The sequence below is a fragment of the uncultured Ruegeria sp. genome (assembly GCF_947489545.1).
In the GTDB taxonomy this organism is placed as follows: Bacteria; Pseudomonadota; Alphaproteobacteria; order Rhodobacterales; family Rhodobacteraceae; genus Ruegeria.
In genome coordinates, this window is sequence record NZ_CANLDZ010000004.1 from 145,698 (window position 1) to 170,038 (window position 24,341).

The following is a 24,341-nucleotide window of genomic DNA, read 5'->3' on the forward strand; positions in this document are numbered from 1 at the left end:
TCGTTTTCTGCACACTAATGCACACATTCGGCAGTTCGCAACAATAAATTCATTTAGATGAATTTTTCAATTACTTTGCTGATGCAGAAAATTTCGCACTAAAATTTCAAAGCCAACGGATCATCAGCCGTTTTGCTCTTCAAACTTGCGGGCATGATATTTTTGGAACGGCTCGTCCCCTTCATATCCTTTTTCGACAACCCAGTTCAGCATATTGAAGGTTGTCCACCGACCAAAGGCACCGGGCATTTTGGCCACTGCAGCTTGCGGAGCAGTCAGGTCATCGCCCACCGCGGATGGAAAGAAATAGATGCTGGGTGTAAACAAGGCGCCCCAGCGTTTTACCATGTCCTTTTCGGGCAGCACAGTGCCATCGAAATCGGTCACCTCGACATCCCCGAACATGTTGATCTGTAAAACAAAATAGTTGTCTTCGATGAATTGTTCGATTTCCGGGATGACAAACACCTCTTCATGCATCTTCTTGCAATAGATGCAGCCGCGCTGTTCGATGATAATCATCAGGCGCTTATCTTCCGCATTAGCCTCGGCCAGGTCTTCGCGCAAATCCATGAATGTATCGCGCATCCAAGGTGCCTTGTGCAGGCCATCATGGCCAAGCTCGGCCGCAAGGGCCGCCGGAACCATCAGCATCAAAACCAACGTTAGGACTAGTCTTTTCATGATCTCCTCCTGGGATTTATCCAATCGCACTGAACCAAGGCACATGTTCCAGCATCCATTGAGCAATGTAGTTGATCGAGTTGGTAGCGATCAGAATGCCAAAAAGGATCAAGAACGCCCCCATCAGTTTCTCGATCAAGCCAAGGTGTTTTCGAAACCGGCCCATCCCGGACATGAATGGCCCGATGAACAAGGCGGCAACAACGAAGGGCAAGGTCATGCCCAGCCCATATGCCAATAGCAGCAGCGCCCCTTGATCGGCAGTGTCTTGCCCCGCAGCCGTAAACAGGATTGCCGCCAGAACCGGCCCAACACAGGGCGTCCAACCAAATGCAAATGCCAACCCGATGACGTAGGCCCCCAACAGGCCAACATTCGAGGTGTCGCCAGCATCGGCGCGGAATTGGCGGTACAGAAAGTCGATTTTGATCACCCCAAGGAAATGCAGGCCCATCGCAATGATGATCGCGGCCGCAAACCAGCGCAGTACATCAAAATACTCTCTCAGCAGGCCGCCGAACACGGTCGCGGTTGCACCAAGTCCCACAAAAACCGTAACGACGCCCAACGCGAAACAACACGCGGCCAGAACAGCCCTGACCCGCACCGCTTGCGAAATTTCAGCCTTTGCCGAAATCTGGTTCATCCCAACGCCGGCAAGATAGCTCAGGTAGAAAGGCACGATGGGTAAGATACAAGGCGACAGGAAGGACAGCAGCCCAGCGACACTTGCACCCATAATCGTCACGTCAAACATGTCGCTCTGGCCTCACAGCTTGAGATATTCAAAAATATAATTATGATGAAAGAACCAGTCCTCGTCAATTTGGGACGTCTGAAAATGATAAAGGCGTTGGTCGCCTGTTTAGCTCTGATGTTGCCGGTTTCAGCAACAGCTGACCCCTATCTGCTGATGGCAGAGGAACAGGGGTGCTATTGGTGCGCCAAATGGAACGAGGAAATCGCACATATCTATCCAAAAACCGCAGAAGGGCGCACCGCCCCTTTGCAGCGTTATGACGTGCACAGCGAAGCACCCGACGTTGCGTTCGATCGCAGGGTTCACTTTACTCCAACATTTATTCTGGTTGAAAATGGTCGTGAAGTCGGGCGAATTGAGGGATACCCGGGGGAAGACTTTTTCTGGGGCCTGCTGGCCATGATGTTCGAACGCGCAGGAATAGACTTGAAACAAACCGGGTAAAGGAAACCTTTTTGTGACCTACAACACTGAAAGCACACCTCAAACTGTTTCGCGTCTGCCGGTGTTCGACAAGAACATCTGTGCAGAAGACATGCAGCGCATGATGGAAAATGCGCAACGCGCATCCAACTTTCTGAAGGCCATCAGCCACGAAGGCCGGTTGATGATTATGTGCCATCTGGCATCGGGCGAAAAATCGGTGACTGAGCTTGAGGAGCTGCTCTCCGCCCGACAAGCCGCTGTTTCACAGCAATTGTCGCGCCTTCGCTATGAGGGGCTCGTTGTGCCAAGGCGCGAAGGCAAGGCCATCTACTACAGCCTGGCGGACGACCGACCAAGACAAATCATGGAGGTCGTGTACGATCTGTTCTGTCGTACAGACTGACCGGTTAGGTAACTGGTATTTGGTCGGGGGAGGACCCAGGTGCTGGAGACACTCGGAGAAGCAAACACTGCCGCACTGATCGGTTTGATCGGTGGAATCGCACTTGGCCTTGCCGCCAGAATCGGGCGGTTTTGTACGCTTGGTGCAATCGAAGACGCGCTTTACGGGGCCGACAACCGTCGCTTGAAAATGTGGGCCATTGCCATCGGTGTCGCCATTGTCGGGGCGCATCTGGCAATTGGGTTCGGCATGCTTGACGGGTCGGAAACCGCTTATCTTGATCGCGTTTGGAACCCGCTTGGCACCATCATCGGGGGTCTGATGTTCGGCTACGGCATGGCGCTGAGCGGAAATTGCGGCTACGGCGCTTTGGCGCGTCTGGGGGGAGGCGACTTGCGGTCTTTTGTCATCGTCGTCGTGATGGCGTTATCCGCCTATTTCGTGATGTCCGGACCATTGGCCCATGCCCGCGTTTGGTTGTTCCCCGAAGTGACGGGTGCCACTTCTCCTCAGGGGTTCGCGCAGTTGTTTGAAGTTTACGGTGTGGCCCCTTTGGTCACCGGCCTCGTGATCGGAACCGGGCTTGTTGTGCTCGCCATCGCACGCGCCGAAACGCGGCCATCATACAAACAAATCTTTTGGGCATCTGTGGTCGGGCTTGCTGTGGTATCTGGCTGGGCGGGCACCTATTGGATCGCCACAACCGGGTTTGATGCCGAGCCAATTGAAACACACACCTTCGCGGCGCCGATCGGAGACACCATCATCTATGGGATGACCGCTTCGGGCAATGCCTTGTCGTTTAGCGTCGGATCGGTCGTGGGTGTCGTCATTGGGGCGGTTTTAGGATCATATTCCAAGGGCCATTTCCGATGGGAAGCGTGTGAAGATCCCCGAGAATTGCGGCGCCAGTTACTAGGCGCCGCTATCATGGGCCCCGGCGCAATTCTTGCGGTCGGCTGCAGCGTTGGTCAGGGAATCTCGGCGTTTTCGGTGCTTGCCTTCAGCGCACCAATTGCCTTTATCGCAATCTTCGCAGGGGCCGCCATCGGGCTGCGTCAGCTGATTACGGGGTTTGCTCCGGCCGAATAGGGCGCGCTTTCCAAGGTGGAGTTGACAGGTCGAGCCGTCGCTCTGTAGAGCAAGCAACCCTTTGACCAACACGCACCCACATAAGAAAACGCCCGCCGGATTGGCGGGCGTTTCATGTGTTTCAAGACTACGGTTCAGATCTTTGCGCGTTCCGATTTCAGCGCCAGCCACAGACAGTAGCACATCATCAAAACCACCAGCGTAAACGGTATGCCCGTTGACACCGCAGCGCCCTGAAGCGCCGACAGGCCACCGCCAAGCAAGAGTGCAATAGCCACCAGCCCTTCAAGTGTGCACCAGAACACGCGCTGCACCACAGGCGCGTCCATCTTGCCACCCGCGGTGATCGTGTCGATCACAAGCGAGCCGGAATCTGACGATGTGACAAAGAAGATCACAATCAGGACCAGCGAAATGGGGGCGACGATGCTGTAGAGCGGCAGTTCCTTCAGGAAACCGAACAGCGCGCCTTCGGGGGCGTAGCTGTCGATCACTGTGGCGCGGACACCTTCTGCACCACCTGCGTTCAGCATGTCGATGGCTGCGCCACCAAAGGTGGACATCCACAGCGCACAGACTGCGGTCGGTGCCAGCAAGGCGCAAATGATGAACTCACGCACCGTACGGCCCCTTGAGATGCGGGCGATGAACATGCCTACGAAAGGCGACCATGCAATCCACCAGGCCCAATAGAAGGTTGTCCAGCCGTGGAAGTAACTGGTGTCTTCTCGACCGAACGGGTTCGAAAGGGCGGGCAAGTGCGTGACATAGTCCGTCATCACGCTGAAGTAACGTGAAATCGCAGTGCCAATGCCGGTAACAGCGATGACAAAGAGGAACAGACCTACGGCCATGACCATATTGATCTCGCTCAGCCGTTTGACGCCTGCGTCCATGCCCATCAGAACCGATCCCAAAGCGATCAGTGTGATACCGATGATTAGCAATACGGTGACTGTCGGGCTGGGTTCGATGCCAAAGACCTCATTGAGACCCGCCGCGACTTGTTGCGCGCCCAGACCCAAAGAGGTTGTCAGGCCAAACAACGTCGCAAACACCGCCAGTGTGTCGATCATATGACCCCACCAGCCCCAGACACGTTCGCCCAGGATCGGGTAAAAGGCGGATCGCAGCGTCAGTGGCAACCCGAGATTGTAGCTGAAGATCGCCAAACTCAGGCCCACAGCAGCATAGATCGCCCAGCCTTCCAGGCCCCAATGGTGGATCGTTCCGACGATACCGGCATATTCATTGCCTGGCACCGCGATATCGATACCCAAGGGGCTGGCACCACCATCCTCGGCAAAGTTGTAGTAAACTGGCTCCATCACGCCAAAGAACAGCAGACCAATACCAATGCCCGCCGCGAACATCATCGCGATCCATCCAGCATAGGAATAGTCTGGCTTAGCATCCTTTCCGCCGATACGAACCTTACCCACCGGCAGGATAATCAGAGCCAGGCAAAACAAGGTGATTGCATCAACAGACAGAACCAAAAACCAGTCGAATGTGCTGGTGAGCCAGGGCCTGAGCCATCCAAAAAACGTGGCGGCGGCTTCCTGGTTTGCCAGAGCGATCAGAACGAACGCAAAAATCAGGATGCTCGAGATCAAAAAGACCGGATTGTGGATGTCCAGACCGAACGGTCGGACGTTGTCCTGCCCCAATTCGTATTCCGTTTCGAAGTCGTAAATCCGTGGATCCGGATCCAACATTTTCTTCGTTTGTACCATTCGACTGCCCTTTGTTCGCTAAGTGCAAGCGCCAAGGTATTCGGCCGACGGACGGGAATGAGATTGTGACCCCCTTGGCGTGTTTCCGTCATTTCGACCGCGGGTTGAGTGGTAACAGCCTACACTGTCATCAAAATTTCACAAAACGCATTCATTTTTTGTTATGTTAGCGATAGCCAACCCTCAAGTTCACTACTGGTCTTCAACGAGAGGTTATTTGGGGATCTTCAAGCCGTGCAAACCCGGCGAAGCAACAGCTGTCATCCGAAAAGCCCCTGGCCGCTGCCCAGAAATCGCAGGCTGAGTTTGCGGCCTAACACTGCCAGATCAAACGCATTCGATCAGAAACTGAACAAGCGGTGCATATCGGCTTCAGATCCCTGACGACGCGAACTCTTGTCGCTCCGGTACTTCAGAGCGCATGGGAGGATTCACTGCAAACGCGCGGCAATATGGTGGTAAGCGACCGGCAGGCCCTGATCGAGATGCTCGAAAGTCGGCAGATCGATGCTGCAGGTGGAAAGCGACTATGCCTTCCTGGCCTCACTGCTGATCGGTGCGATATTTGTGTTTGGGGGGTTCCCAAGACCTTCGCCGAGCAGGTCGCCGAAAGGGTGGTCAAACTGATCGAAACCATGTCGCTCGTCACCTGGAACATCTGTGCCGAGCGCCAATCAGGGCAAGGCCAACCGGCCATCGACATCCAGTGGCAGCAATTCGCAACATTGACTGGCCAGGCGTTCGGGTGATGTGTTATTCACCCAAGTGGTTGACTGAAGCAGAATAAGGTTGTAATTCATCCGAATGGTTGAACGAGAGAGTCGATATGACCTCAACGCGATATTGAAGGCCGCGTCTGACCCAACCCGCCGCGCAATCCTGACGATGCTTGCGCAACAGGGACCTTTGAGGGTGACGGACATCGCGCGGCAGTTTGATATGAGCCTCAATTCGGTGTCCAAGCACATCAAGGTGCTGGAAAACGCCGAGTTGGTGCAGCGCCGGACAGAATGGCGTGAGCATCTGATCGAGGTTCAGATGGCCCCCTTGTCAGCCGTTGATTCTTGGTTTGCCGGGTTGCGCTCGATTTGGACGCTTCGGCTGGACGCCTTGGAAACTGCATTGGAGGACCCAGAAGATGACGGATCTGTCACTTGAAATAACACGCGCCATCCCGCATCCGCCCGACAAGGTATTCGATGCCTGGCTGAACCCGGAAATGCTGGCCAAATTCATGTTGCCCGGGCCAGGAATGACGGTGTCCGAGGCGCAATCCGACGCCAAGGTCGGCGGTCGGTTCAAAATCGTCATGCGCGCCCCCGAGGCCGGCGATCTGCCGCATGAGGGCGAATACAAGGTCATCGACCGCCCGAACCGGCTGCAATTCACCTGGAACTCTCCTTACAGTCAGGACGATTCCACCGTGACGCTGGATTTCACCCCAACTGACAAAGGTACGCAGTTGCGCCTGCATCACATCCGGTTCCCGTCGCAGGAAAGCCGGGACAACCACGAAGGTGGCTGGACCGCAATATTGGTGGCGCTGGAGGACGCGCTGTGATCAACTGGTTGGCGCTTGCAATAGGGGTAATCGCGGCATTTCTGTTGGGTTATCTGGTCTATGGACCGTTCGGTTTTCAAAAGCGCTGGGCCGAGGGCACACGGATTGACCCAACACCGCCTGACACACCACCACTGGCAGCAATGGCCGCGCAAATTGTGTTCCTGATCTTGCTGGCAGCGGTGATTGCAGTGACCGAAACCACCAACAGTCTGAGTGTTGCCCTGCTGGCAATCCTTGCGGTGGCAGCACAGGCGGTCTCGGTTGGCGCTTGGGCGCAGAAAAGCGGCTTCGCGATCACGGTCGATGCCGGTTATGCGTTGGGCTGCGGCGTTGTGATGGTCCTGGCTCATGCGATCCTGTGACATCTCTACCTCGGCCCGGTTCCCAGTGAATCGGACTGAGGCGAACACATTAGCTGATAACCCTACTCGGTTGCTTTTCCACCGCCTGTTTTTTTGTGCGCAGCTGCCCGAATTCGGTCCGTCAGGCTGAGTTGCGCCCCGGGCGCATCGCCCGCCTCACTCAAATCCTCAATCTCTGTCACGTCCAGTTTGAACGTCGCCCGCATCGGCACCAAGCCATCTACCACGACAAATTCACGATCAGACGGATCAATAGACAGCGTTCCGGTTACACGAACCGGAACATGGGCGTAATTCGGGGTCCAAGTGCCATCCAACTGCACGCGGATCATCTGGTTTGGCGGCGGCGGAGGCATGTGACTGCACATTCCAAACTGGGGCACCAAATAGGCAACCTCCTGGCCATCTGCCTCCGGTGGTGCCGGAATGGCAAAGCCGCTCAGCGTGACAGTCTGGCCATCGAATTGCGGATTGCCGGCCGCGCCAGCCCGTTCCCGGCGTTCGGTGACGACCGGAACCTGTTCGAGAAGCCAGTCGACATCTATGTCGTCCGAGGTCAGTGCATCCTCGGTTTCCAAAAGCAGTTCCTGCCACGTTTGCCGTTCTTCCTCGGTGCCGACATCCTGCTGCAACCTGCCGCGCAGGCGAACCACAAAAAGGACATCGTCGAACTGTTCCGGGCTGAGATCACGGTAGGGATCGTCGAACTCCTGCATCGCCGGATCCGGCAGATCGGGCCATCCAACTGACACGGGCGACGCATTCACCGCTGTAACTCCCCAAAGGGCCAGTAAGGTCCAGGTAATGAACTGCAGGCGGAAGGTCATGGCGTCCTCGGGCAATCAGCGCATGTTACACAGGCAACGATCCTAAGTCGAATGACGCGCGCGTCCATCCAGAAAATAGTCACAATCCTGGTAGGACGATCAGTCGCGCAGACAGCGGTCGCCTATCTTTCCAGACAAGAGGCTAATTTACACCAGCGAGAGCTGACGTTGGGAAACTGTTTAAATACCTACGCCGACCTATTGCAAACAAATCTACTGTAGGTAGATGCTTGCAAAGCAAAATTTTCAATGACTCAAGGTATTATCCTAGACAAAGAACTTTGTCAGACGGGTCGAACGTCCCGCCTTGCGCAAACACAACCCAATATCTACAGGCTCTTTCCATGACGATTATCCTCAAATCGATCCCCCTTTCATTCACTGTTTTTGTGCGCATGATTTTCCCAGTCATTCTAATCAGCGTCGCCTCTATGGTTGTGTCGGTTATTCTGAATATCGTCACCCTTGGGTTGGCTGGCTACATCAGCGGGCCGGTCACAGCGGTGTTCATCAGCCTGTTCGGAATTCGTGTAGCCTTGGCAATCAAAGGTGATTTACGCCGCACAGATCTAACGACGCTGGCATTGAACTCACTCCTGTACGGGGTGTTCTTTATGGTCGCATTAGGTGGCTTAGCCGTTTTTGCAAATATCGTAGCTGTGCTGTCTTCCCTATGGACGTTAGGCGAGCCGGTATCCCTGACTGCGCTCAGGGATGCTGCAGAACCCATCAAGATTTCGTTCGCATTTCTCGCTATGGGCGTCAAAGTTGTCGTGGCATACATTCTGTTGGCGGTTGCCTATGCCGTCATGGCCGTACCAATGGCAAGCGCAGCCCGAGGATCAGGCCAAGGTGCGCCAAGCAAAGGCTTTTTCAATGGGTTCGGACGTAGTTTCATTCCATTGTTCTGCGTCTTCTTCGTTTCAATCTTCCTGCAGTTCTTTTTCGACGTTTTTACCTCTTTGTTTGCGATCTTTCCCCTCATTCTGTCGGTTGTGTCTCTTGTACTCACGCAGTCGTTGCCGAGTTTCGATCTCGACACCATTCTGAAAGGGATAGCTTCGGGCGCCGCCCTTCTTTGGCTCAATTCGTGGATTTGGTCAGTGGCTGCACTTGCGCTGCTGAAATTTGACGGCAATGAAACCCCGCGCGCGCCGGCCTCATCTCCCGAGACGGAAACGGCAACCGACATCCGGGGGCTGCGCAAATCTCGCGAGCGATCATTCTGAGCTTGGGGACCTTCGCGGTTCAAGCCAGACTTACCCAGACCAATGGTCGTTCACGAAAGTGACACCTCTTTCAATCCGGCCCATTCTCATGTATGGGCGCTGCATCTGAGACGTTGTGCCCTGACCCCTGCACTCAGACGAAAGCTAAAATGGGGTCGGCGGCAATGGGGCCGCCATGCAAAACGGGAGACCCGCAGGGGCGGGAGTGCTCCCTTCTAGGATACGCAAATGTTTGATGTAACAAAGAAATCAATTCAGTGGGGCGAAGAGACGCTGACACTGGAAACCGGCAAGGTTGCCCGTCAGGCGGACGGCAGCGTGATTGCCACGCTGGGCGAGACCAGCGTGATGGCAAACGTGACCTTTGCGCGGAAACAAAAACCCGGTCAGGACTTTTTCCCGCTGACCGTCCACTACCAAGAGAAATACTATGCCGCCGGTAAAGTTCCGGGTGGCTTCTTCAAGCGCGAGGCGCGCCCGACTGAAAAAGAGACGCTGACCGCGCGTCTGATCGACCGGCCGATCCGCCCGCTGTTCGTTGACGGCTTCAAGAACGAAGTTCTGGTGATGTGCACCGTGCTGAGCCACGATCTGGTCAACGACCCCGACATGGTGGCGATGATCGCAGCCTCTGCCGCGCTGACCATTTCCGGCGCACCGTTCAGGGGCCCGATCGCCGGTTGCCGCGTGGGTTTCGAGGATGGCGATTACGTCCTGAACCCGACCGTAGACGACATGCAGGACCTGCGCCTCAACCCTGAACAGCGACTGGATCTGGTTGTTGCCGGCACCAAAGACGCCGTGATGATGGTTGAATCGGAAGCTTACGAGTTGTCCGAGGCCGAGATGCTGGGTGCCGTCAAATTCGCACATGAACAGATCCAGCCGGTGATCGACCTGATCATCTCACTGGCCGAAGACGCCGCGAAAGAGCCGTTTGACTTCCAGGCACCCGACTATTCTGAGCTGTCCGCTGCCGTAAAGGCCGCAGGTGAAGAGCAGATGCGCGCAGCCTTCGCGATCACCGACAAGCAAGAGCGCACCGCCGCTGTTGCCGCGGCCCGTGAAGCAATCATGGCAGCCCTGACCGAAGAACAACTGGAAGACGGCAACCTCGGTTCCGCAATGAAGAAGCTGGAAGCTGGCATTCTGCGCGGAGACGTCGTCAAAGGCGGCAAGCGGATCGACGGTCGGTCTACCACCGACATCCGTTCGATCGTCGCAGAAACCTCGATGCTGCCACGGACCCATGGTTCTGCCCTGTTCACCCGTGGTGAAACGCAGGCTCTGGCCGTGACCACGCTGGGCACCGGTGACGATGAACAGTTCATCGACGCGCTGCATGGCAACTTCAAATCGAACTTCCTGCTGCATTACAACTTCCCTCCCTACTCGGTTGGTGAAGCTGGTCGTGTGGGTCCTCCGGGACGTCGTGAGATTGGTCATGGCAAACTGGCATGGCGCGCACTGCAGGCGGTTCTGCCTGCGGCAACCGACTTCCCCTACACAATCCGTATCGTGTCGGAGATCACTGAATCCAACGGCTCCAGCTCGATGGCGTCGGTCTGCGGCGGTTCGCTGTCGATGATGGATGCAGGCGTTCCGCTGAAATCGGCAGTTGCCGGTGTGGCCATGGGTCTGATCCTGGAAGATGACGGCGAATATGCCATCCTGTCGGACATTCTGGGTGACGAAGACCACCTAGGCGACATGGACTTCAAGGTCGCTGGTACCGAAAACGGCATCACTTCGCTGCAGATGGACATCAAGGTCGCGGGTATCACGCCCGAGATCATGGAGAAAGCCCTGGCACAGGCCAAGGACGGCCGGATGCACATCCTGGGCGAGATGGGCAAGGCGCTGAGCGAGACCAACGAATTCTCGGTCCACGCCCCGCGCATCGAGACCATGAACATCCCAACCGACAAGATCCGTGAAGTGATCGGTTCGGGCGGTAAAGTCATCCGCGAAATCGTCGAGGTTTCGGGTGCCAAGGTCGACATCAATGACGATGGCGTCATCAAGATCGCCTCGCCCGATGGTGAGTCGATCAAGAAGGCCTATGAGATGATCCACTCGATCGTCGCCGAGCCGGAAGAAGGTCAGATCTACACTGGTAAGGTGGTCAAGATCGTCGACTTCGGTGCCTTCGTGAACTTCTTTGGCAAGCGCGACGGTCTGGTTCACGTGTCCCAGATCGAGAACCGCCGCCTGAACCATCCGTCGGACGTTCTGAAGGAAGGTCAGGAAGTGAAAGTCAAGCTGCTGGGCTTTGACGATCGCGGCAAGGTTCGCCTGTCAATGAAAATCGTTGATCAGGAAACCGGCGAAGAGATCGCTCCTGAGAAGAAAGAAAAGAAAGAAGAAGGCGCAGAGTAATCTGTCCTTCCTTTTTAAACGCGGAAGACCCCGGTTTTGACCGGGGTCTTTTTTTGTTGCGCGTAGTAGATTTCAAACGTCAAGCATGACGGCGGAGGACGCTGCAAGCTCAATGCACGACACCTTGTCTTTTGCGACGGCACAATACCTGACCTGCTGATAGTCCTGAACAACGCTAGGCATATGCACGTTACGCGTGTATAAATATAGAAGCATTTAAACTTTTGAGTTTTCCTGAGGCGTATTTCAGCCATGAAGTTCATTACCATTTACGAGATCAATAACGACCCGCTAAGCAGTACAAATGTCACGGTTCTGCAGTCATTTCAGGTTGCGATTGTCGACGGTGACGATGCGCTGGAAGACCCTGATGCGGACGGGGGCCAGCAGATTGATGTCAGCGGCGTTCCCGGATTTATCGGCAATTCCACAAACTTCCAGACCTTCGAAACCTATAGCGGAAATGTGGGCGGAAATCCGGTCACGTTTACTTTGCTGCAATTCTCCAACCCGCAGTACATCGTCGTTACCTCAGGCCAGGTGCAAGTGGGCAACGTCATTGCGGGCACCAACAATTCAATCATAACCGCCCCGCCTGTTGACTACGATACACTACCGACATTTGTTTGCTTCACCTCAGGCTCACTGATCCAGACGCCAACAGGCATGCGTCGGATTGAGACGCTTCATCCCGGTGATCCGGTACATGTTGGCGACGGCAGCGTGAAACCGGTCCGTTGGATCGGGCGGCGGCGCCTCTCGGCGGCCGAGTTGAAACAGGACCCACATCTATGCCCCATTCGGATCAGGAAGGGCAGTTTCGGAAAGGACTGCCCAAGCCGCGACCTTCTGGTCTCACCCCAACACCGGATTGCAGTCTCGTCCGTTAGCATGGAGCTCTACTACGCGGATCCGGTCATGCTCGCCCCGGCCAAGGGGCTGATTGATGGTACGACAATCACTCAAGAACCGCCCGACCGGGGTGTTGAATATATTCACATCCTGTTTGACCAGCATGAGTTGGTGAATGTCGAAGGCATCTGGTCTGAGTCTTTCTTCCCCGGCGCCGTTACGCTCGGCGCGCTGGCCGCAGAGACCAAGCGCGAACTATACGACCTGTTTCCTAAACTGATGACCAAGGACACTGGGTATGGGGAGACGGCTTTGCCTGTAATGAAACCGTACGAGGCACGTTTGTTGCAACGCGATTTTTCTGTTCGGCTGGGCACAGGGCACCTCAGTCAGCGTGACGCTCGGGTTCGCCCACAACAACCTTAGAACGATCCGTATCCGTTTAAACCGACGCTATGGATTTTGGCCCAATCAACTGGCAGTGTTTACCCCCGGTTTCGCTTCCCCCACATAGCTTCGTATTCTGCGCAGTGGGCATGCGGTCCTTTATCATCCATGTGTCTACCAGCACAGCGCGACGGCCCAATGCCGAACAGCTTTGCAGAGACTTGCCCAATGCAAAGCTCTTGTAGGCTGTAGATGGGCGGGACACGGATCAGGTCGCGGGTATCCGCATCCATCGCGGTAAACTGCACCGTAGCCATTATCCCTTCGCTTTGCGACCTGCAGAAATCGGGGCCTTTCAAAGCCACCGCCAGATATGGCAAAAAATGATGGAAAAGCGGACCGGCCTCGCAATCATCGCCAAAGCAGGCCTACGCGTAGACCTGGACAGCATAAAGCAGGTTCTGGAGATTCTGCGGCCGATTGCAACGCCCGATCACCATGTCCAGATACCGGTCAAACAGCGCAAAATTTCGCTACAAACCCCATCCGGCCGCGGAAATCAGGAAGTGGCAAGTGAAATCGGCGGTTCGACAATTCAATCGAATCCACCCGTCAGTGACAAGACGACCCGCGAGTTCAAACGTGCTGCGTACCGGACAAAACTGCACCTACATCCGCAACTCCCGCCGATGTCACCAAACTTGGAATGCGCCTAACGAGGATCAGGGGGCCAGCGGCCCCCTTCCATATTACGATGGCGCTTTGGTTTTGCGCAGATAAGGGAAGATCGTTTCGAACTCGCCAAATTTCGCCTTGGCATCTTCGTTCGAAACGCTGGGTGGGATAATGACATCTTCACCCGGCACCCAATTTGCTGGCGTCGCAACACCCTTTGAGCTCATCTGAAGACCATCCAGCGCACGCAGGATCTCGGCGAAGTTCCGACCAACTGTCATCGGATATGTCATCGAAAGCTTCAGCTGCTTGTCAGGCCCGATGATGAAAACCGAGCGCACCGTGGCGCTGTCGGCTGGCGTGCGGCCGTCGGGTAGATAAGCTTCGGCGGGCAGCATATCGAAGGCTTTAGACACGGCCAGGCCGTCGTCGGCGATAATCGGGAATCCGGCATTGGCTTTGCCGTATTCCTCGATGTCCTTTTTCCACTTTTTGTGGTCTTCAACGCCATCCACAGACACACCGATCACCTTGGTGTTCCGGGCGGCCCATTCGTCGTTCAACTGGGCAACGGCCGAGAACTCGGTGGTGCAGACAGGCGTGAAGTCTTTCGGGTGTGAGAACAGGATGGCCCAGCTGTCGCCAATCCAGTCATGAAACTGAATAGTGCCGTGATCCGTTTCTGCCGTGAAATTCGGAACCGTATCGTTGATGCGCAAACCCATGGGGCATCTCCTTTCCTATTAAAAACCGAGTCGGTTGTTGTAAACCTAAACACTTTGCGCGCAGGTTAAACCATCCGTTTGGAACCGCCGAATTTATTTAGCTCTGTTTCGCCCGAAAAAATTTGATCAAATTTCGATTTCTCCCTCTTGCCCGCCCTGCATACCGGTGACAGAGTGGCCGCGAAACTGCCCCAGTGGCTGTATGGTCAGGAGGATGTGCCATGATCGAAAAACGCAATTTCTATATCAACGGACAGTGGGCTGCCCCATCTGCGGCAAATGACTTCGAGGTGATCAACCCATCGACCGAAGATCCGTGTGCGGTGATTTCACTGGGGTCCGAAGCAGATACCAACGCGGCCGTTGCTGCAGCCAAGGCGGCCCTGCCCGGCTGGATGGCAACCCCCGCCGCTGATCGTATTGCGTTGGTTGAAAAACTGATCGGCATTTACCAGACCCGCACTGAGGATCTGGCACAAGCCATGTCACAGGAGATGGGCGCGCCAATTGACATGGCGCGCAGTCAACAGGTCGGTGCCGGGTCCTGGCATCTTGATGGTTTTGTTCGCGCCGCCAAAGCGTTTGAGTTTGAACGCCCACTGGGCGAGCATGCCCCCAATGACCGGATCATCTATGAGGCCGTTGGAGTCGCAGCGTTGATCACGCCATGGAACTGGCCGATGAATCAAGTCACGCTAAAAGTTGGTGCGGCGGCGATTGCGGGCTGCACGATGGTTCTGAAGCCGTCCGAACAAAGCCCGTTGAACGCGATGATCTTCGCCGAGATGATGGATGAGGCAGGCTTCCCGCCCGGTGTGTTCAATTTGGTGAACGGGGATGGCGCAGGTGTCGGTTCGCAACTCTCGGCGCATCCGGATGTGGATATGGTCAGCTTTACCGGCTCGACCCGTGCAGGAACGGCGATTTCCAAAGCCGCAGCCGATACGTTGAAAAAGGTGCATCTGGAACTGGGTGGCAAAGGCGCGAATGTCGTCTTTGCGGATGCCGATGAAAAGGCCGTCAAACGCGGCGTTTTGCATATGATGAACAACACCGGTCAAAGCTGTAACGCCCCCAGCCGGATGTTGGTGCAGCGCCCGATCTATGATCAGGCCGTAGAGACGGCGGCAGAGGTGGCCAACAAGGTTTCAGTTGGACCGGCGTCGGAAGAAGGTCGCCATATCGGCCCGGTTGTGAACGAGCTTCAGTGGGGCAAGATCCAGGACCTGATCCAGAAAGGCATCGACGAAGGTGCCCGCCTTGTTGCTGGAGGCACTGGACGGCCCGAGGGCCTGAACAAGGGGTACTAAGTGCGCCCCACAGTCTTTGCTGACGCCAACAACCAGATGACCGTCGCCCGCGAGGAGATCTTTGGCCCAGTGCTGACCATGATCCCGTTTGACACCGAAGAAGAGGCCGTCGAGATCGCCAACGACACGCCTTACGGCCTGACCAACTATGTCCAGACGCAGGACGGCGACCGCGCCAATCGTATGGCGCGCGTGCTGAGATCCGGGATGGTCGAGATGAACGGCAAATCGCGCAGTGCGGGTTCGCCCTTTGGCGGTATGAAGCAATCCGGCAACGGCCGCGAAGGCGGCGTCTGGGGCCTGGAGGACTTCCTAGAGGTCAAAGCTGTTGGCGGCTGGGCCGCCGAGTAACCGGCAGGTTGGGCTTTGGCCGCCTCATTCAGGCGGCCAAAACTGTTCAATCAAAACGCACGGACACGCCACCATCGGCCAGCATCGCGCAGCCAGTCACGAAACTGGCGTTTTGAGATAACAGGAACAGCGCCGTCCGCGCTATTTCTGCGGGCTGCGCCAAGCGCCCCAGCGCGTGCTTGCCCGAGATATAAGTATGAATATCCGGGTCATCTCCGGCCATAGGGGTCATGGTGCCACCAGGCAGGATTGCGTTGACCCTGATGTTGTCTTTGCCATGATCCGCGGCCAACGACTGCACCAAACCAATTAAGCCGGCCTTTGACGCAGCATAGGCCCCCATTCCCGGCAAGCCACCGTTTGAATAACCAACGAATGACGACGTAAACAGCAGTGTGCCGCTGCCCGCGCGTTTCAGGGCCGGGATTTGCTCCTTCGCTGCCAGAAAGGCGCTGGTCAGGTTGGTGCGCAGGACATCGTCCCAGGTCAACAAAGACATGTTTTCTGCCGCCGCCAGATCTCCAACAATGCCCGCATTGTTGAAGGCACCGTTCAGGGATCCGAAGTGATCTTCAGCTGCCTTGACCAGCTTTGCCGCGTAGTCTGGGTCGCCGATATCCCCGGCCACGGCGATCGCATGGCCACCTTTTTTTTCAATCTCGTGTGCGACGCTGTCCAACGGCTCGGATCGGCGGGCGCCAAGGACAAGTCGCGCACCCTGTTTCGCCAGCACCTCAGCGGCGGCCTTGCCGATGCCGCTGTTCGCTCCGGTGACAATGAGTGTCTGATCTGCAAAATCCATTCCAAGTCTCCTGTTTATTGGCAGGAGAACCGATAAAACACCGCCTGATGATCCCGCGACCCGGATACTGCTCGAAGCGATTGCGAAGTTAAGATTGTGCAGGAAACGGGTCGGAATGGTCAGTGTTTGGTTGGCGAAGGGCCTTTCGCCCCCCGCCTTATTCGATCAAACCGGGTGCACCACCAATTGCGGCTCGCCGTTTGACGTATGTCGCTTGGATCGACCATCCCATCCAATCTCTCCGGTGACGCGCTGCCGAAAGGCCGAAAAGCTGTCGAACTGCACAACGTCCACGGGCGCGTCGAAATGCAGAGTAACGCGGCGATGTCCTCCGTCACCCAGCATGGTCATTCCACGGATTTCCGCAGTAAATGGCTGCCCTAGATAGCGCCCGAAAACCCGGTCGCCAACGCGCAAACGCATCCGGTTTCCGGCCATTGCGTGCAACGTGTTCCAATCGCGAACGCCGTGCTGATGGGCCAGCAATTCCAGCGCCCTGCTATGTGAAATCTCAACGCCCTCATGTCGCAGGTCTTCCCGCAATCGTTTCGCGTGGGCTTTCAGCTCGTCAATCCGAGCGATGTCTGATGTCTTCATGTCTTGCCTCGTTTCCTTGAACGGGCGCGAATTCTGGACGGGGTTCGCATTTCCATCCGTGCGCCGGGAGATTGGGCAACAGATGTCAGGACACTCGGGTTTCACCATGGCCAATTGACCGCGAACGGCAGGATACCCGAACCTGCGCGGTGTATTGTCATCGGTTGAACGCCCTGTCAATCAAGTGCTTGCGCTTTTCAACTCACTGTCTGGCTCAAGATGGATAACGAATACCGACCCCGGGAACTCATTCAGAAGAGCGGCTTCGATATCGTCGCAGATATCATGCGCCGCAGCGACGGACATTTTGCCGTCGACCACCAGATGAAACTCGGCAAAAATCATATTGGCAGACCGGCGACCGCGCAGGTCGTGATATTGCAGCGCCGGGCCGAGATTTGCCTCAATACCATTGCGAACAGCCTGTAATTCAGCATCAGACAAAGAGACATCCATCAACCCGTCGACCGAGTGCCGGATGACCTTCCACCCCTCCCACAGGATGTTCAGGGCGACCAGAATCGCGATGATCGGGTCCAGGATCAGCCATCCGCTTGCCATGGCAAACAACAATCCAGCGACAACGCCAACCGAAGTCAGAATATCAGTGAAGATATGACGGGCACTGGCTTGTAAAGCTGGCGATTTCTCGCGTCGCCCGACCCGAAGAAGAACAAAAGCCCAGGCGCCATTCAGGCAAGTGGCCAGCATGTTGATCGCCAGCCCAAGAAAAGGGGAATCATCCAGATGTGGATTGGGCAACGCCGAAATGGCCTCGCGGATGATCAGAACTGCGGCCAGAACGATCAGGACGCCTTCGACGACGGCGGACAGATATTCAGCCTTTTTGTGGCCAAACGGGTGTTTCTTGTCGGGTGGTTTCGATGAAATCCAAACGGCGAAGTAGGCCAGTGAAGCCGCAGCAACATTGACGATTGATTCCAACGCATCCGACAGTAATGCAACGGATCCGGTCAACCACCAGGCCAGAAGCTTTAATGTCAGAACGGCAACGGATACCGGAATGGTCCATGCGGCAAATGTTTGGGGTGTCGGCCAGGAATCTTGCGTCATTAACAGCCGAGTATCACATGAACCGACCTAGAAAGCCCAAACCTTTTCTCGCCCTAAGCGTCAACCTGCGCCGCTTCATAGGCCAGCATGGCGCGTTTGACCGGCAGACCCCAATGGTACCCGCCCAATCCACCGGATTTGCGCAGGGCGCGGTGGCAGGGGATCAGCCAGCTCACAGGGTTTCGCCCAACAGCCGTGCCCACAGCGCGAACCGCCTGCGGCGATCCAACCCGTTGTGCGATCTCGGAATATGTCGTGACCTGACCCGACGGGATATGCATCAGGGCCTCCCACACTTTGATCTGCAAGGGTGAGCCGATCAGATAAAGCGGCGTGAGTTCTAACCGATCGCTGGCCGAGCCAAAGGCGCTAAGAGCCCAGGGCCGCAGACGCATTGGGTCTTCGACAAATGCCGCCATTGGCCAGCGGGACAACATGTCCTCCATCGCGTTTTCTTCGCCGGTCTCGGCACCAAAGGCCACACCACAGATGCCCTTGTCTGTCCCCATGACCAAAGCCGGACCGAACGGGCTTTCGAACCACCCCCAATAGATGGTCAGGTCGGCACCTTTGCGAGCATATTCGCCCGGGCTCATGGATTCCCATTTCAGGAACAAATCGTGCAAACGGCCGCTGCCGGACAGCCCGACATTGTGGGCCGTTTCCAGTGTTGTGAATCTCTCACGCAGCAACGCCTTGGCGTGGCCCAGCGTCAGATATTGCTGATACCGCTTTGGCGACACACCGGTCCAGCGTGAGAATAGCCGCTGGAAATGTGCAGGGCTCATATCCATCTGGCGGGCGAGATCTTCAAGGCTCAGGTTTTCGCCCCCCTGATCGATCAACTCGATCGCCCGCCGCATGACGTTGTAGTGATAGCCGGTCTCGGGATTCTGAATGTTCATGACTTACCTCACTCGTTGAAACAACAATAGCGCGCAGGCCACGACCTCGCGACCCGGAACTTGCGCAAAGCCTTTGGGCTTGTGCCAAGGCCAGACCGGCGGCATTAAGGGCCGGATGGCAAAACAACTCGACTACCACACGATCCGCGAGATCTTTACACGTTTCCACGACGCCGACCCGGAACCCAAGGGTGAGCTGGAGCATGTGAATGTGTATACGCTGGTTGTGGCCGTTGCCTTGTCGGCGCAGGCCACGGACGCAGGCGTCAATAAAGCCACGCGCGACCTGTTCAAAGTCGCCGATACACCGCAAAAGATGCTGGACCTGGGCGAAGAGGGCCTGATCGAACATATCAAGACCATCGGCCTGTTTCGCCAAAAGGCGAAAAACGTGATCAAGCTGAGCCGTATTCTGGTCGAAGACTACGGCGGCGAGGTCCCCAATTCCCGCGCCGCACTGCAATCATTACCGGGTGTCGGACGGAAAACTGCGAATGTGGTTCTAAATATGTGGTGGCGACAGCCGGCACAGGCGGTGGACACCCATATTTTCCGCGTCGGCAATCGCACCGGAATTTGCCCGGGCAAAGACGTTGACACCGTCGAACGGGCCATCGAAGACAACATCCCGGCCGATTTTCAGCTGCACGCGCATCACTGGCTGATCCTACATGGCCGCTATCACTGCAAAGCGCGCAAGCCGCAATGCCCCACCTGTATCATCCGCGATCTCTGCGAATTTGAGGACAAAACTCTATGAAAACCTACCAACTGACAGGCATCGGCAATGCCGTTGTGGACGTTATTTCTCAGGCTGATGACAGTTTTCTGGAATTGATGGGCATTGAAAAGGGCATCATGCAGCTGATCGAACGGGATCGCGGTGAAGTTCTGTATGCCGCAATGGAAACCCGGGTTCAGACACCCGGTGGGTCTGTCGCCAATACGATTGCAGGTGCGGGTGCATTGGGTCTGGACGCCGCGTTTATCGGGCGAGTGCATGATGACGCGCTGGGCCGGTTTTACGCCGACGCCATGAACGAAGATGGCGTGGATTTCGTCAACCCTCCGGTACCGGGTGGAGAATTGCCCACATCCCGATCAATGATCTTTGTGTCGCCCGATGGTGAGCGTTCGATGAACACCTATTTGGGGATTTCGTCCGAGCTTTCCTCGAAAGACGTTTCCAGTGACGTGGCGGGCAACAGCCAGATCATGTTCCTTGAGGGGTATCTGTTCGACAAGGAAAAGGGCAAAGCCGCATTCCTTGAAGCGGCCCGCAACTGCCATAAGGACGGCGGCAAGGCCGGGATCGCCATTTCCGATCCGTTTTGCGTGGAACGCCACCGCGTGGATTTCCTGCTGCTGATCGAAAACGAATTGGATTTCGTGATTGGCAACGAGGCCGAGATCAAATCGCTGTTTGAAACCGACGACCTGGAAGAGGCCTTGGCCAAAACGGCCGAGATTTGTCCGCTGATCGTGTGCACCCGTTCAGGCGATGGTGTGACCGTTCTAAGCAAAGGTAGCCGTATCGACGTTCCAGTAGAAAAAGTTGTGCCAGTGGATGCAACAGGTGCCGGTGATCAATTCGCCGCCGGGTTTTTGTTTGGTATGGCCACAGGCCGGGACTACGAGACTTGCGCGCGCATCGGCAATGTCTGTGCCCGCGAAGTCATCAGCCACATCGGACCACGCCCCGAGGCAAACATGCTTGAACTGTTGCGAGGCGAAGGGCTGCTTTAAAGCCCGTCGCGTTGGAGATGGCGCAAAGCTCTCTCCGCTTGGGTGGCTCTATCCTTGTGTGAACAGGGCCATCCAAATGCCTGCAAACATCATTATTCCGCCAAAATTCACCCAAGTGTGCCATATCGCATACCGGAAAGCTAAAGCCTTTTGGGCGTAGAACACCGTGCCGATGACATAACACGCCGCCCCACCCACGATACACCACAATGTGGCGATGGGTACGCTTGTAAGATCGGGTATTGCACTCAATCCGATTGCCCCCAGCCCAAGATATGAAGCCGTCGACCACCGGGATTTAACCGTTTCGTTTGTGATTTTGTTCCACACGGCCACTGCGGTCAGACCCCAACACACCCAAAGCAAGGTCATCGTCCATGTTGTCCCGGCCAGCACGAAAAATGGTGTGAACGTCCCACAGATGCTGGGATAAATCGCGGCGTGATCAATACGGCGCAGCAATTTGCGATTTTGATGCAACCCGGAGAAGTGGTAGGCGCAGGAGGCCAAGTTGGACGCGAGCGCGCACAAGACATACACAGCGACCGCAAACACCAACCCGCCTTGAAGGTTGATGTAGGATTTCGAGACAAGCAAGCCGCCGGCCGACAGGATCAATACCAACCCAATCGCATGGACAACCATATCAGCGCGACGATGGGACAGAACCAGGCTTGGGTAGGTCGTTTGGGTCATGGCGAAATCTTAAATGGGATGTCTTGCGCTAACTGCTGACACCTTAGATGTCCACAGTTTCCGGAGCGTCAGTGACAAGTCATACAACGCGAGTGAGGGAACGTTGCTAACCCAGATAATCGCTGAACTCGGCAACCACGCGTGTATAAACGTCCCGCTTGAAGGGCACAATTTCTTCTACTAAACGATCCTGATCCTGCCATTTCCAGCGGGTGAATTCCGGATGATCGGTCTCAATGTTGATCTGGTCGTCACGGCCGGAAAAGCGGAGCAGATACCATTTCTGCTCCTGACCGCGATAACGGCCTTTCCAGATCTTTGGAACGATGTCGTGGGGCAGATCATAAGGCAACCACCCTTCAGTCTCAGCGATGATCTCGACCAGATCGGCGGTCACTCCGGTCTCTTCCCACAACTCGCGCAAGGCGGCATCGCCCGGGGCTTCCCCCTTGTCCACGCCGCCCTGAGGCATTTGCCAGGCGTCCTTGTGGCGGTCGTTGCGCTGACCTACGAAAATCTTGCCCTCTGCGTTCATCAACATCAGCCCGACGCAGGGACGATAGGGTAATTTGGCGATGTCTTCCGGGGTCATGCGCGGCCTCATGGGTTGTTTGGTCAACCTGTAACAAGAGCCGCAGCGCCCGCAAAGGGTGTGACGTTAGGTTTCGCGTGACAACGATTACGTTCGCGTCAATCTACGGTCCAAATCGGGAGGGAGAGTTCGCCATGACTGCGTACCCAAATATGCTGGCCCCGCTGGACTTGGGCTTTACCACGTTGAAGAACCGAGTCCTGATGGGCTCGATGCATACAGGCCTTGAGGAAACTGGCGACTGGAACCGGGTGGCCGAGTTTTATGCCGATCGCGCGCGCGGGGGTGTCGCACTGATGGTGACCGGGGGCATTGGCCCGAACCTTGAAGGGTCGGTGCTGCCGGGCGCTTCGATGATGACGAACGACAAAGAGGTTGCGAACCATTCCATCGTTACACAGCGGGTGCATGACGCGGGCGGCAAGATCGCCATGCAGATTCTGCATGCCGGTCGTTACGCCTATGGTCCGAGATGTGTGGCGCCCAGCCCGGTAAAATCTCCTATTTCTCCGTTCCCGCCACATGAGCTGGACGAAGACGGCATCGAAAAGCAGATCAACGATATCGTCAACGCAGCCGTTCTGGCCCAGAAAGCCGGCTATGACGGGGTCGAGATCATGGGGTCCGAGGGTTATTTCCTCAACCAGTTTCTCGTCACCCACACCAATAAGCGTACCGATCGCTGGGGCGGGTCTTACGAAAACCGGATGCGCTTGCCCATCGACGTTGTACGACGCACGCGCGAGGCTGTGGGCACGGATTTCATCATCATCTACCGCCTGTCGATGATCGATCTGGTGCCCAACGGGTCAACCCATGACGAGGTTGTTGAACTGGCGCAGCGGATCGAAGACGCCGGTGCCACCATCATCAATACCGGCATCGGCTGGCACGAGGCGCGGATCCCGACGATTGCCACCAGCGTGCCACGCGCGGCCTTCGCCTGGGTGACAAAAAAGCTGATGGGCAAGGTGTCGATCCCAGTGATCACGTCCAACCGGATCAATACTCCGGAAGTAGCAGAAGAGGTTCTGTCGACGGGGTGCGCCGACATGGTGTCGCTGGCGCGCCCGATGCTGGCCGACGCGGAATTCGTCAACAAAGCGATATCTGGAGCCGGCGCTACGATTGCACCTTGTATTGCCTGCAATCAGGCCTGTCTGGATCATACCTTCAACGGCAAGCTGACCTCGTGCCTGGTCAACCCTCGCGCCTGTCATGAGACCGAGCTGGTTATTGGCACAGCGGACACCGCGAAAAAAGTGGCCATTGTCGGCGCCGGTCCGGCCGGGCTTTCCACCGCGATGACCGCAGCCCAGCGCGGCCACGACGTTACCTTGTTCGACCGCGCCGATGAGGTTGGCGGACAGTTGAACATGGCCAAACAAGTGCCGGGTAAAGAAGAATTCTGGGGGCTGGTTGACTGGTACCGGACCATGATCACCGATCTGGGTGTCAGGATCGAACTGGGCCGCGAAGTTGGCGCAGACGACCTGGTGGGCTTTGACGAGGTTGTAATCGCCACCGGTGTCACCCCGCGCGATCCGCAGATACCGGGGCAGGATGGCGACAATGTTCTGGACTACATCGATGTCTTGCGCGGCAAAGCCAAGGTGGGCAAGTCAGTCGCTGTGATTGGTGCAGGTGGCATCGGCTTTGACGTGTCCGAATTCCTGCTCGAAGAGGGCCATAGCCCGACAACCGATCTGCCTTTGTGGATGAAGGAATGGGGCGTCACGGACCCTGCCGAGCACCGTTCGGGCCTTGCCCCGGAAGGACCGCAGCCCGAAGCACCTGCGCGGCAGGTTACATTGCTGCAACGCAAGAAACAGACCCATGGCAAGGGTCTGGGAAAAACCACCGGTTGGATTCACCGAGCAACGCTGAAGATGAAGAATGTCAATTTCGTCGGCGGCGTGAATTACGAGCGGATCGACGACACTGGCCTGCATGTCAGCTTTGGAGAAGAGCGGACAGATCCAACCGTCATCGAAGCGGACACGATTGTTCTATGCGCGGGTCAGGTCTCGGATCGCAACCTTGCCGATGATTTGATCGAACGCGGGATTACCCCGCATGTGATTGGCGGCGCCGACGTGGCCGCCGAATTGGATGCCAAGCGGGCGATCAATCAGGGGACACGTCTGGCGGCTATCTTCTAGGTTTA

General features: G+C 56.2%; 25 protein-coding genes and 1 pseudogene. 15 read left to right on the forward strand and 11 right to left on the reverse strand.

Translation table 11 applies throughout. The annotated features are described in order from the left end of the window. Window positions 1-123 precede the first annotated feature (123 nt). Entirely contained in the window at window positions 124-684 is a 561-nt protein-coding gene (locus tag Q1B13_RS07765; RefSeq protein WP_299079147.1) for a thioredoxin family protein, read from the reverse strand. Between the two features lie 16 nt (window positions 685-700). Next, the gene (locus tag Q1B13_RS07770) at window positions 701-1,441 is read right to left on the reverse strand and encodes a cytochrome c biogenesis protein CcdA (protein WP_299079149.1); all 741 of its coding nucleotides are present in this window, start codon (window positions 1,439-1,441) and stop codon (window positions 701-703) included. Between the two features lie 117 nt (window positions 1,442-1,558). Here Q1B13_RS07770 and Q1B13_RS07775 point away from each other — a divergent pair, with 117 nt between their 5' ends. From Q1B13_RS07775 to Q1B13_RS07785, 3 genes are all read left to right on the forward strand, one after another. Next, on the forward strand, window positions 1,559-1,888 hold the full coding sequence (locus Q1B13_RS07775; protein ID WP_298934551.1) for a hypothetical protein: 330 nt from the start codon (window positions 1,559-1,561) through the stop codon (window positions 1,886-1,888). A 91-nt stretch (window positions 1,889-1,979) separates the two neighbouring features. Then, window positions 1,980-2,273, forward strand: coding sequence for a helix-turn-helix transcriptional regulator (locus Q1B13_RS07780; protein ID WP_299079526.1), 294 nt, complete (start codon window positions 1,980-1,982; stop codon window positions 2,271-2,273). 39 nt (window positions 2,274-2,312) lie between these two features. Beyond that, complete coding sequence (locus Q1B13_RS07785; protein ID WP_299079153.1) at window positions 2,313-3,365, forward strand: YeeE/YedE family protein; 1,053 nt, start codon at window positions 2,313-2,315, stop codon at window positions 3,363-3,365. A gap of 134 nt (window positions 3,366-3,499) precedes the next feature. On the opposite strand, the gene Q1B13_RS07790 is transcribed toward Q1B13_RS07785, so the two are convergent. Next, complete coding sequence (locus tag Q1B13_RS07790) at window positions 3,500-5,101, reverse strand: BCCT family transporter (protein WP_298934370.1); 1,602 nt, start codon at window positions 5,099-5,101, stop codon at window positions 3,500-3,502. Between the two features lie 452 nt (window positions 5,102-5,553). On the opposite strand from Q1B13_RS07790, the gene Q1B13_RS07795 reads away from it, so the two are divergent. Genes Q1B13_RS07795 through Q1B13_RS07810 form a run of 4 tightly spaced genes read left to right on the forward strand, consistent with a single transcriptional unit; the run spans window position 5,554 to window position 7,027 of the window. Beyond that, the gene (locus Q1B13_RS07795; RefSeq protein ID WP_299079155.1) at window positions 5,554-5,850 is read left to right on the forward strand and encodes a hypothetical protein; all 297 of its coding nucleotides are present in this window, start codon (window positions 5,554-5,556) and stop codon (window positions 5,848-5,850) included. Window positions 5,851-5,905: 55 nt separating this feature from the next. After that, window positions 5,906-6,259 (forward strand): metalloregulator ArsR/SmtB family transcription factor, encoded by a 354-nt coding sequence (locus tag Q1B13_RS07800; protein ID WP_299079157.1) that lies wholly within the window; start codon window positions 5,906-5,908, stop codon window positions 6,257-6,259. Next, window positions 6,240-6,662 carry an SRPBCC domain-containing protein gene (locus Q1B13_RS07805; RefSeq protein ID WP_299079159.1) on the forward strand — a complete coding sequence of 141 codons (423 nt, stop codon included), beginning with the start codon at window positions 6,240-6,242 and terminating at the stop codon, window positions 6,660-6,662. The genes Q1B13_RS07800 and Q1B13_RS07805 overlap by 20 nt, the downstream gene beginning before the upstream one ends. After that, a complete protein-coding gene (locus tag Q1B13_RS07810; RefSeq protein ID WP_299079161.1) occupies window positions 6,659-7,027 on the forward strand; it encodes a DUF1761 family protein in 369 nt (122 codons plus the stop codon). The genes Q1B13_RS07805 and Q1B13_RS07810 overlap by 4 nt, the downstream gene beginning before the upstream one ends. A 62-nt stretch (window positions 7,028-7,089) precedes the next feature. Here the strand turns inward: Q1B13_RS07810 and Q1B13_RS07815 are convergent, their stop codons facing one another. Then, a complete protein-coding gene (locus tag Q1B13_RS07815) occupies window positions 7,090-7,854 on the reverse strand; it encodes a DUF3299 domain-containing protein (RefSeq protein WP_299079163.1) in 765 nt (254 codons plus the stop codon). Window positions 7,855-8,198: 344 nt separating this feature from the next. Here Q1B13_RS07815 and Q1B13_RS07820 point away from each other — a divergent pair, with 344 nt between their 5' ends. The 4 genes from Q1B13_RS07820 (at window position 8,199) to Q1B13_RS07835 (ending at window position 13,417) form a co-directional block, all read left to right on the forward strand. After that, window positions 8,199-9,083: a hypothetical protein gene (locus tag Q1B13_RS07820; RefSeq protein WP_299079165.1), complete on the forward strand. Its 885-nt coding sequence runs from the start codon at window positions 8,199-8,201 to the stop codon at window positions 9,081-9,083. A 228-nt stretch (window positions 9,084-9,311) separates the two neighbouring features. Further along, window positions 9,312-11,462, forward strand: coding sequence for a polyribonucleotide nucleotidyltransferase (gene pnp / locus Q1B13_RS07825; RefSeq protein ID WP_298934356.1), 2,151 nt, complete (start codon window positions 9,312-9,314; stop codon window positions 11,460-11,462). Between the two features lie 252 nt (window positions 11,463-11,714). Beyond that, on the forward strand, window positions 11,715-12,740 hold the full coding sequence (locus tag Q1B13_RS07830; RefSeq protein WP_299079167.1) for a Hint domain-containing protein: 1,026 nt from the start codon (window positions 11,715-11,717) through the stop codon (window positions 12,738-12,740). A 347-nt stretch (window positions 12,741-13,087) separates the two neighbouring features. Beyond that, the gene (locus tag Q1B13_RS07835) at window positions 13,088-13,417 is read left to right on the forward strand and encodes a hypothetical protein (RefSeq protein WP_299799760.1); all 330 of its coding nucleotides are present in this window, start codon (window positions 13,088-13,090) and stop codon (window positions 13,415-13,417) included. Between the two features lie 33 nt (window positions 13,418-13,450). Here the strand turns inward: Q1B13_RS07835 and Q1B13_RS07840 are convergent, their stop codons facing one another. Further along, window positions 13,451-14,101, reverse strand: coding sequence for a peroxiredoxin (locus Q1B13_RS07840; RefSeq protein WP_298934350.1), 651 nt, complete (start codon window positions 14,099-14,101; stop codon window positions 13,451-13,453). Between the two features lie 221 nt (window positions 14,102-14,322). On the opposite strand from Q1B13_RS07840, the pseudogene Q1B13_RS07845 reads away from it, so the two are divergent. Next, window positions 14,323-15,762: pseudogene (locus Q1B13_RS07845) on the forward strand (aldehyde dehydrogenase family protein). 46 nt (window positions 15,763-15,808) lie between these two features. Here Q1B13_RS07845 and Q1B13_RS07850 read toward each other — a convergent pair. From Q1B13_RS07850 to Q1B13_RS07865, 4 genes are all read right to left on the reverse strand, one after another. Continuing rightward, complete coding sequence (locus tag Q1B13_RS07850; protein WP_299079169.1) at window positions 15,809-16,564, reverse strand: SDR family oxidoreductase; 756 nt, start codon at window positions 16,562-16,564, stop codon at window positions 15,809-15,811. 165 nt (window positions 16,565-16,729) lie between these two features. Beyond that, complete coding sequence (locus Q1B13_RS07855) at window positions 16,730-17,161, reverse strand: glyoxalase superfamily protein (RefSeq protein WP_299079171.1); 432 nt, start codon at window positions 17,159-17,161, stop codon at window positions 16,730-16,732. Window positions 17,162-17,341: 180 nt separating this feature from the next. Beyond that, window positions 17,342-18,235: a cation diffusion facilitator family transporter gene (locus Q1B13_RS07860; RefSeq protein ID WP_299079173.1), complete on the reverse strand. Its 894-nt coding sequence runs from the start codon at window positions 18,233-18,235 to the stop codon at window positions 17,342-17,344. A gap of 53 nt (window positions 18,236-18,288) precedes the next feature. Further along, the gene (locus Q1B13_RS07865; RefSeq protein WP_299079175.1) at window positions 18,289-19,140 is read right to left on the reverse strand and encodes a bifunctional helix-turn-helix domain-containing protein/methylated-DNA--[protein]-cysteine S-methyltransferase; all 852 of its coding nucleotides are present in this window, start codon (window positions 19,138-19,140) and stop codon (window positions 18,289-18,291) included. 115 nt (window positions 19,141-19,255) lie between these two features. Here Q1B13_RS07865 and nth point away from each other — a divergent pair, with 115 nt between their 5' ends. Together nth and Q1B13_RS07875 are read left to right on the forward strand one after the other, a co-directional pair. Next, entirely contained in the window at window positions 19,256-19,900 is a 645-nt protein-coding gene (gene nth / locus Q1B13_RS07870) for an endonuclease III (RefSeq protein WP_298934338.1), read from the forward strand. Next, window positions 19,897-20,886 carry an adenosine kinase gene (locus Q1B13_RS07875; protein ID WP_299079177.1) on the forward strand — a complete coding sequence of 330 codons (990 nt, stop codon included), beginning with the start codon at window positions 19,897-19,899 and terminating at the stop codon, window positions 20,884-20,886. Before nth ends, Q1B13_RS07875 begins: the two co-directional genes overlap by 4 nt. Before the next feature lie 48 nt (window positions 20,887-20,934). Here Q1B13_RS07875 and Q1B13_RS07880 read toward each other — a convergent pair whose 3' ends face one another. Together Q1B13_RS07880 and Q1B13_RS07885 are read right to left on the reverse strand one after the other, a co-directional pair. Further along, the gene (locus Q1B13_RS07880; RefSeq protein ID WP_299079178.1) at window positions 20,935-21,582 is read right to left on the reverse strand and encodes a hemolysin III family protein; all 648 of its coding nucleotides are present in this window, start codon (window positions 21,580-21,582) and stop codon (window positions 20,935-20,937) included. A 106-nt stretch (window positions 21,583-21,688) separates the two neighbouring features. Beyond that, window positions 21,689-22,174 carry an RNA pyrophosphohydrolase gene (locus Q1B13_RS07885; protein ID WP_299079180.1) on the reverse strand — a complete coding sequence of 162 codons (486 nt, stop codon included), beginning with the start codon at window positions 22,172-22,174 and terminating at the stop codon, window positions 21,689-21,691. Window positions 22,175-22,308: 134 nt separating this feature from the next. Between Q1B13_RS07885 and Q1B13_RS07890 the strand changes: the two genes are divergently transcribed. Beyond that, entirely contained in the window at window positions 22,309-24,336 is a 2,028-nt protein-coding gene (locus tag Q1B13_RS07890) for an NADPH-dependent 2,4-dienoyl-CoA reductase (protein ID WP_299079182.1), read from the forward strand. The last annotated feature ends 5 nt before the right edge of the window (window positions 24,337-24,341 follow it).

Excerpts from the sequence above, each read along its gene's own strand:
- Q1B13_RS07765 (WP_299079147.1), bottom strand. The coding sequence starts at position 684 with ATGAAAAGACTAGTCCTAACGTTGGTTTTGATGCTGATGGTTCCGGCG.
- Q1B13_RS07770 (WP_299079149.1), bottom strand. The coding sequence starts at position 1,441 with ATGTTTGACGTGACGATTATGGGTGCAAGTGTCGCTGGGCTGCTGTCC.
- Q1B13_RS07775 (WP_298934551.1), top strand. The coding sequence starts at position 1,559 with ATGTTGCCGGTTTCAGCAACAGCTGACCCCTATCTGCTGATGGCAGAG.
- Q1B13_RS07780 (WP_299079526.1), top strand. The coding sequence starts at position 1,980 with ATGCAGCGCATGATGGAAAATGCGCAACGCGCATCCAACTTTCTGAAG.
- Q1B13_RS07790 (WP_298934370.1), bottom strand. The coding sequence starts at position 5,101 with ATGGTACAAACGAAGAAAATGTTGGATCCGGATCCACGGATTTACGAC.
- Q1B13_RS07795 (WP_299079155.1), top strand. The coding sequence starts at position 5,554 with ATGGTGGTAAGCGACCGGCAGGCCCTGATCGAGATGCTCGAAAGTCGG.
- Q1B13_RS07800 (WP_299079157.1), top strand. The coding sequence starts at position 5,906 with ATGGTTGAACGAGAGAGTCGATATGACCTCAACGCGATATTGAAGGCC.
- Q1B13_RS07805 (WP_299079159.1), top strand. The coding sequence starts at position 6,240 with ATGACGGATCTGTCACTTGAAATAACACGCGCCATCCCGCATCCGCCC.
- Q1B13_RS07815 (WP_299079163.1), bottom strand. The coding sequence starts at position 7,854 with ATGACCTTCCGCCTGCAGTTCATTACCTGGACCTTACTGGCCCTTTGG.
- Q1B13_RS07820 (WP_299079165.1), top strand. The coding sequence starts at position 8,199 with ATGACGATTATCCTCAAATCGATCCCCCTTTCATTCACTGTTTTTGTG.
- pnp (WP_298934356.1), top strand. The coding sequence starts at position 9,312 with ATGTTTGATGTAACAAAGAAATCAATTCAGTGGGGCGAAGAGACGCTG.
- Q1B13_RS07830 (WP_299079167.1), top strand. The coding sequence starts at position 11,715 with ATGAAGTTCATTACCATTTACGAGATCAATAACGACCCGCTAAGCAGT.
- Q1B13_RS07835 (WP_299799760.1), top strand. The coding sequence starts at position 13,088 with ATGGAAAAGCGGACCGGCCTCGCAATCATCGCCAAAGCAGGCCTACGC.
- Q1B13_RS07840 (WP_298934350.1), bottom strand. The coding sequence starts at position 14,101 with ATGGGTTTGCGCATCAACGATACGGTTCCGAATTTCACGGCAGAAACG.
- Q1B13_RS07850 (WP_299079169.1), bottom strand. The coding sequence starts at position 16,564 with ATGGATTTTGCAGATCAGACACTCATTGTCACCGGAGCGAACAGCGGC.
- Q1B13_RS07855 (WP_299079171.1), bottom strand. The coding sequence starts at position 17,161 with ATGAAGACATCAGACATCGCTCGGATTGACGAGCTGAAAGCCCACGCG.
- Q1B13_RS07860 (WP_299079173.1), bottom strand. The coding sequence starts at position 18,235 with ATGACGCAAGATTCCTGGCCGACACCCCAAACATTTGCCGCATGGACC.
- Q1B13_RS07865 (WP_299079175.1), bottom strand. The coding sequence starts at position 19,140 with ATGAACATTCAGAATCCCGAGACCGGCTATCACTACAACGTCATGCGG.
- nth (WP_298934338.1), top strand. The coding sequence starts at position 19,256 with ATGGCAAAACAACTCGACTACCACACGATCCGCGAGATCTTTACACGT.
- Q1B13_RS07875 (WP_299079177.1), top strand. The coding sequence starts at position 19,897 with ATGAAAACCTACCAACTGACAGGCATCGGCAATGCCGTTGTGGACGTT.
- Q1B13_RS07880 (WP_299079178.1), bottom strand. The coding sequence starts at position 21,582 with ATGACCCAAACGACCTACCCAAGCCTGGTTCTGTCCCATCGTCGCGCT.
- Q1B13_RS07885 (WP_299079180.1), bottom strand. The coding sequence starts at position 22,174 with ATGACCCCGGAAGACATCGCCAAATTACCCTATCGTCCCTGCGTCGGG.
- Q1B13_RS07890 (WP_299079182.1), top strand. The coding sequence starts at position 22,309 with ATGACTGCGTACCCAAATATGCTGGCCCCGCTGGACTTGGGCTTTACC.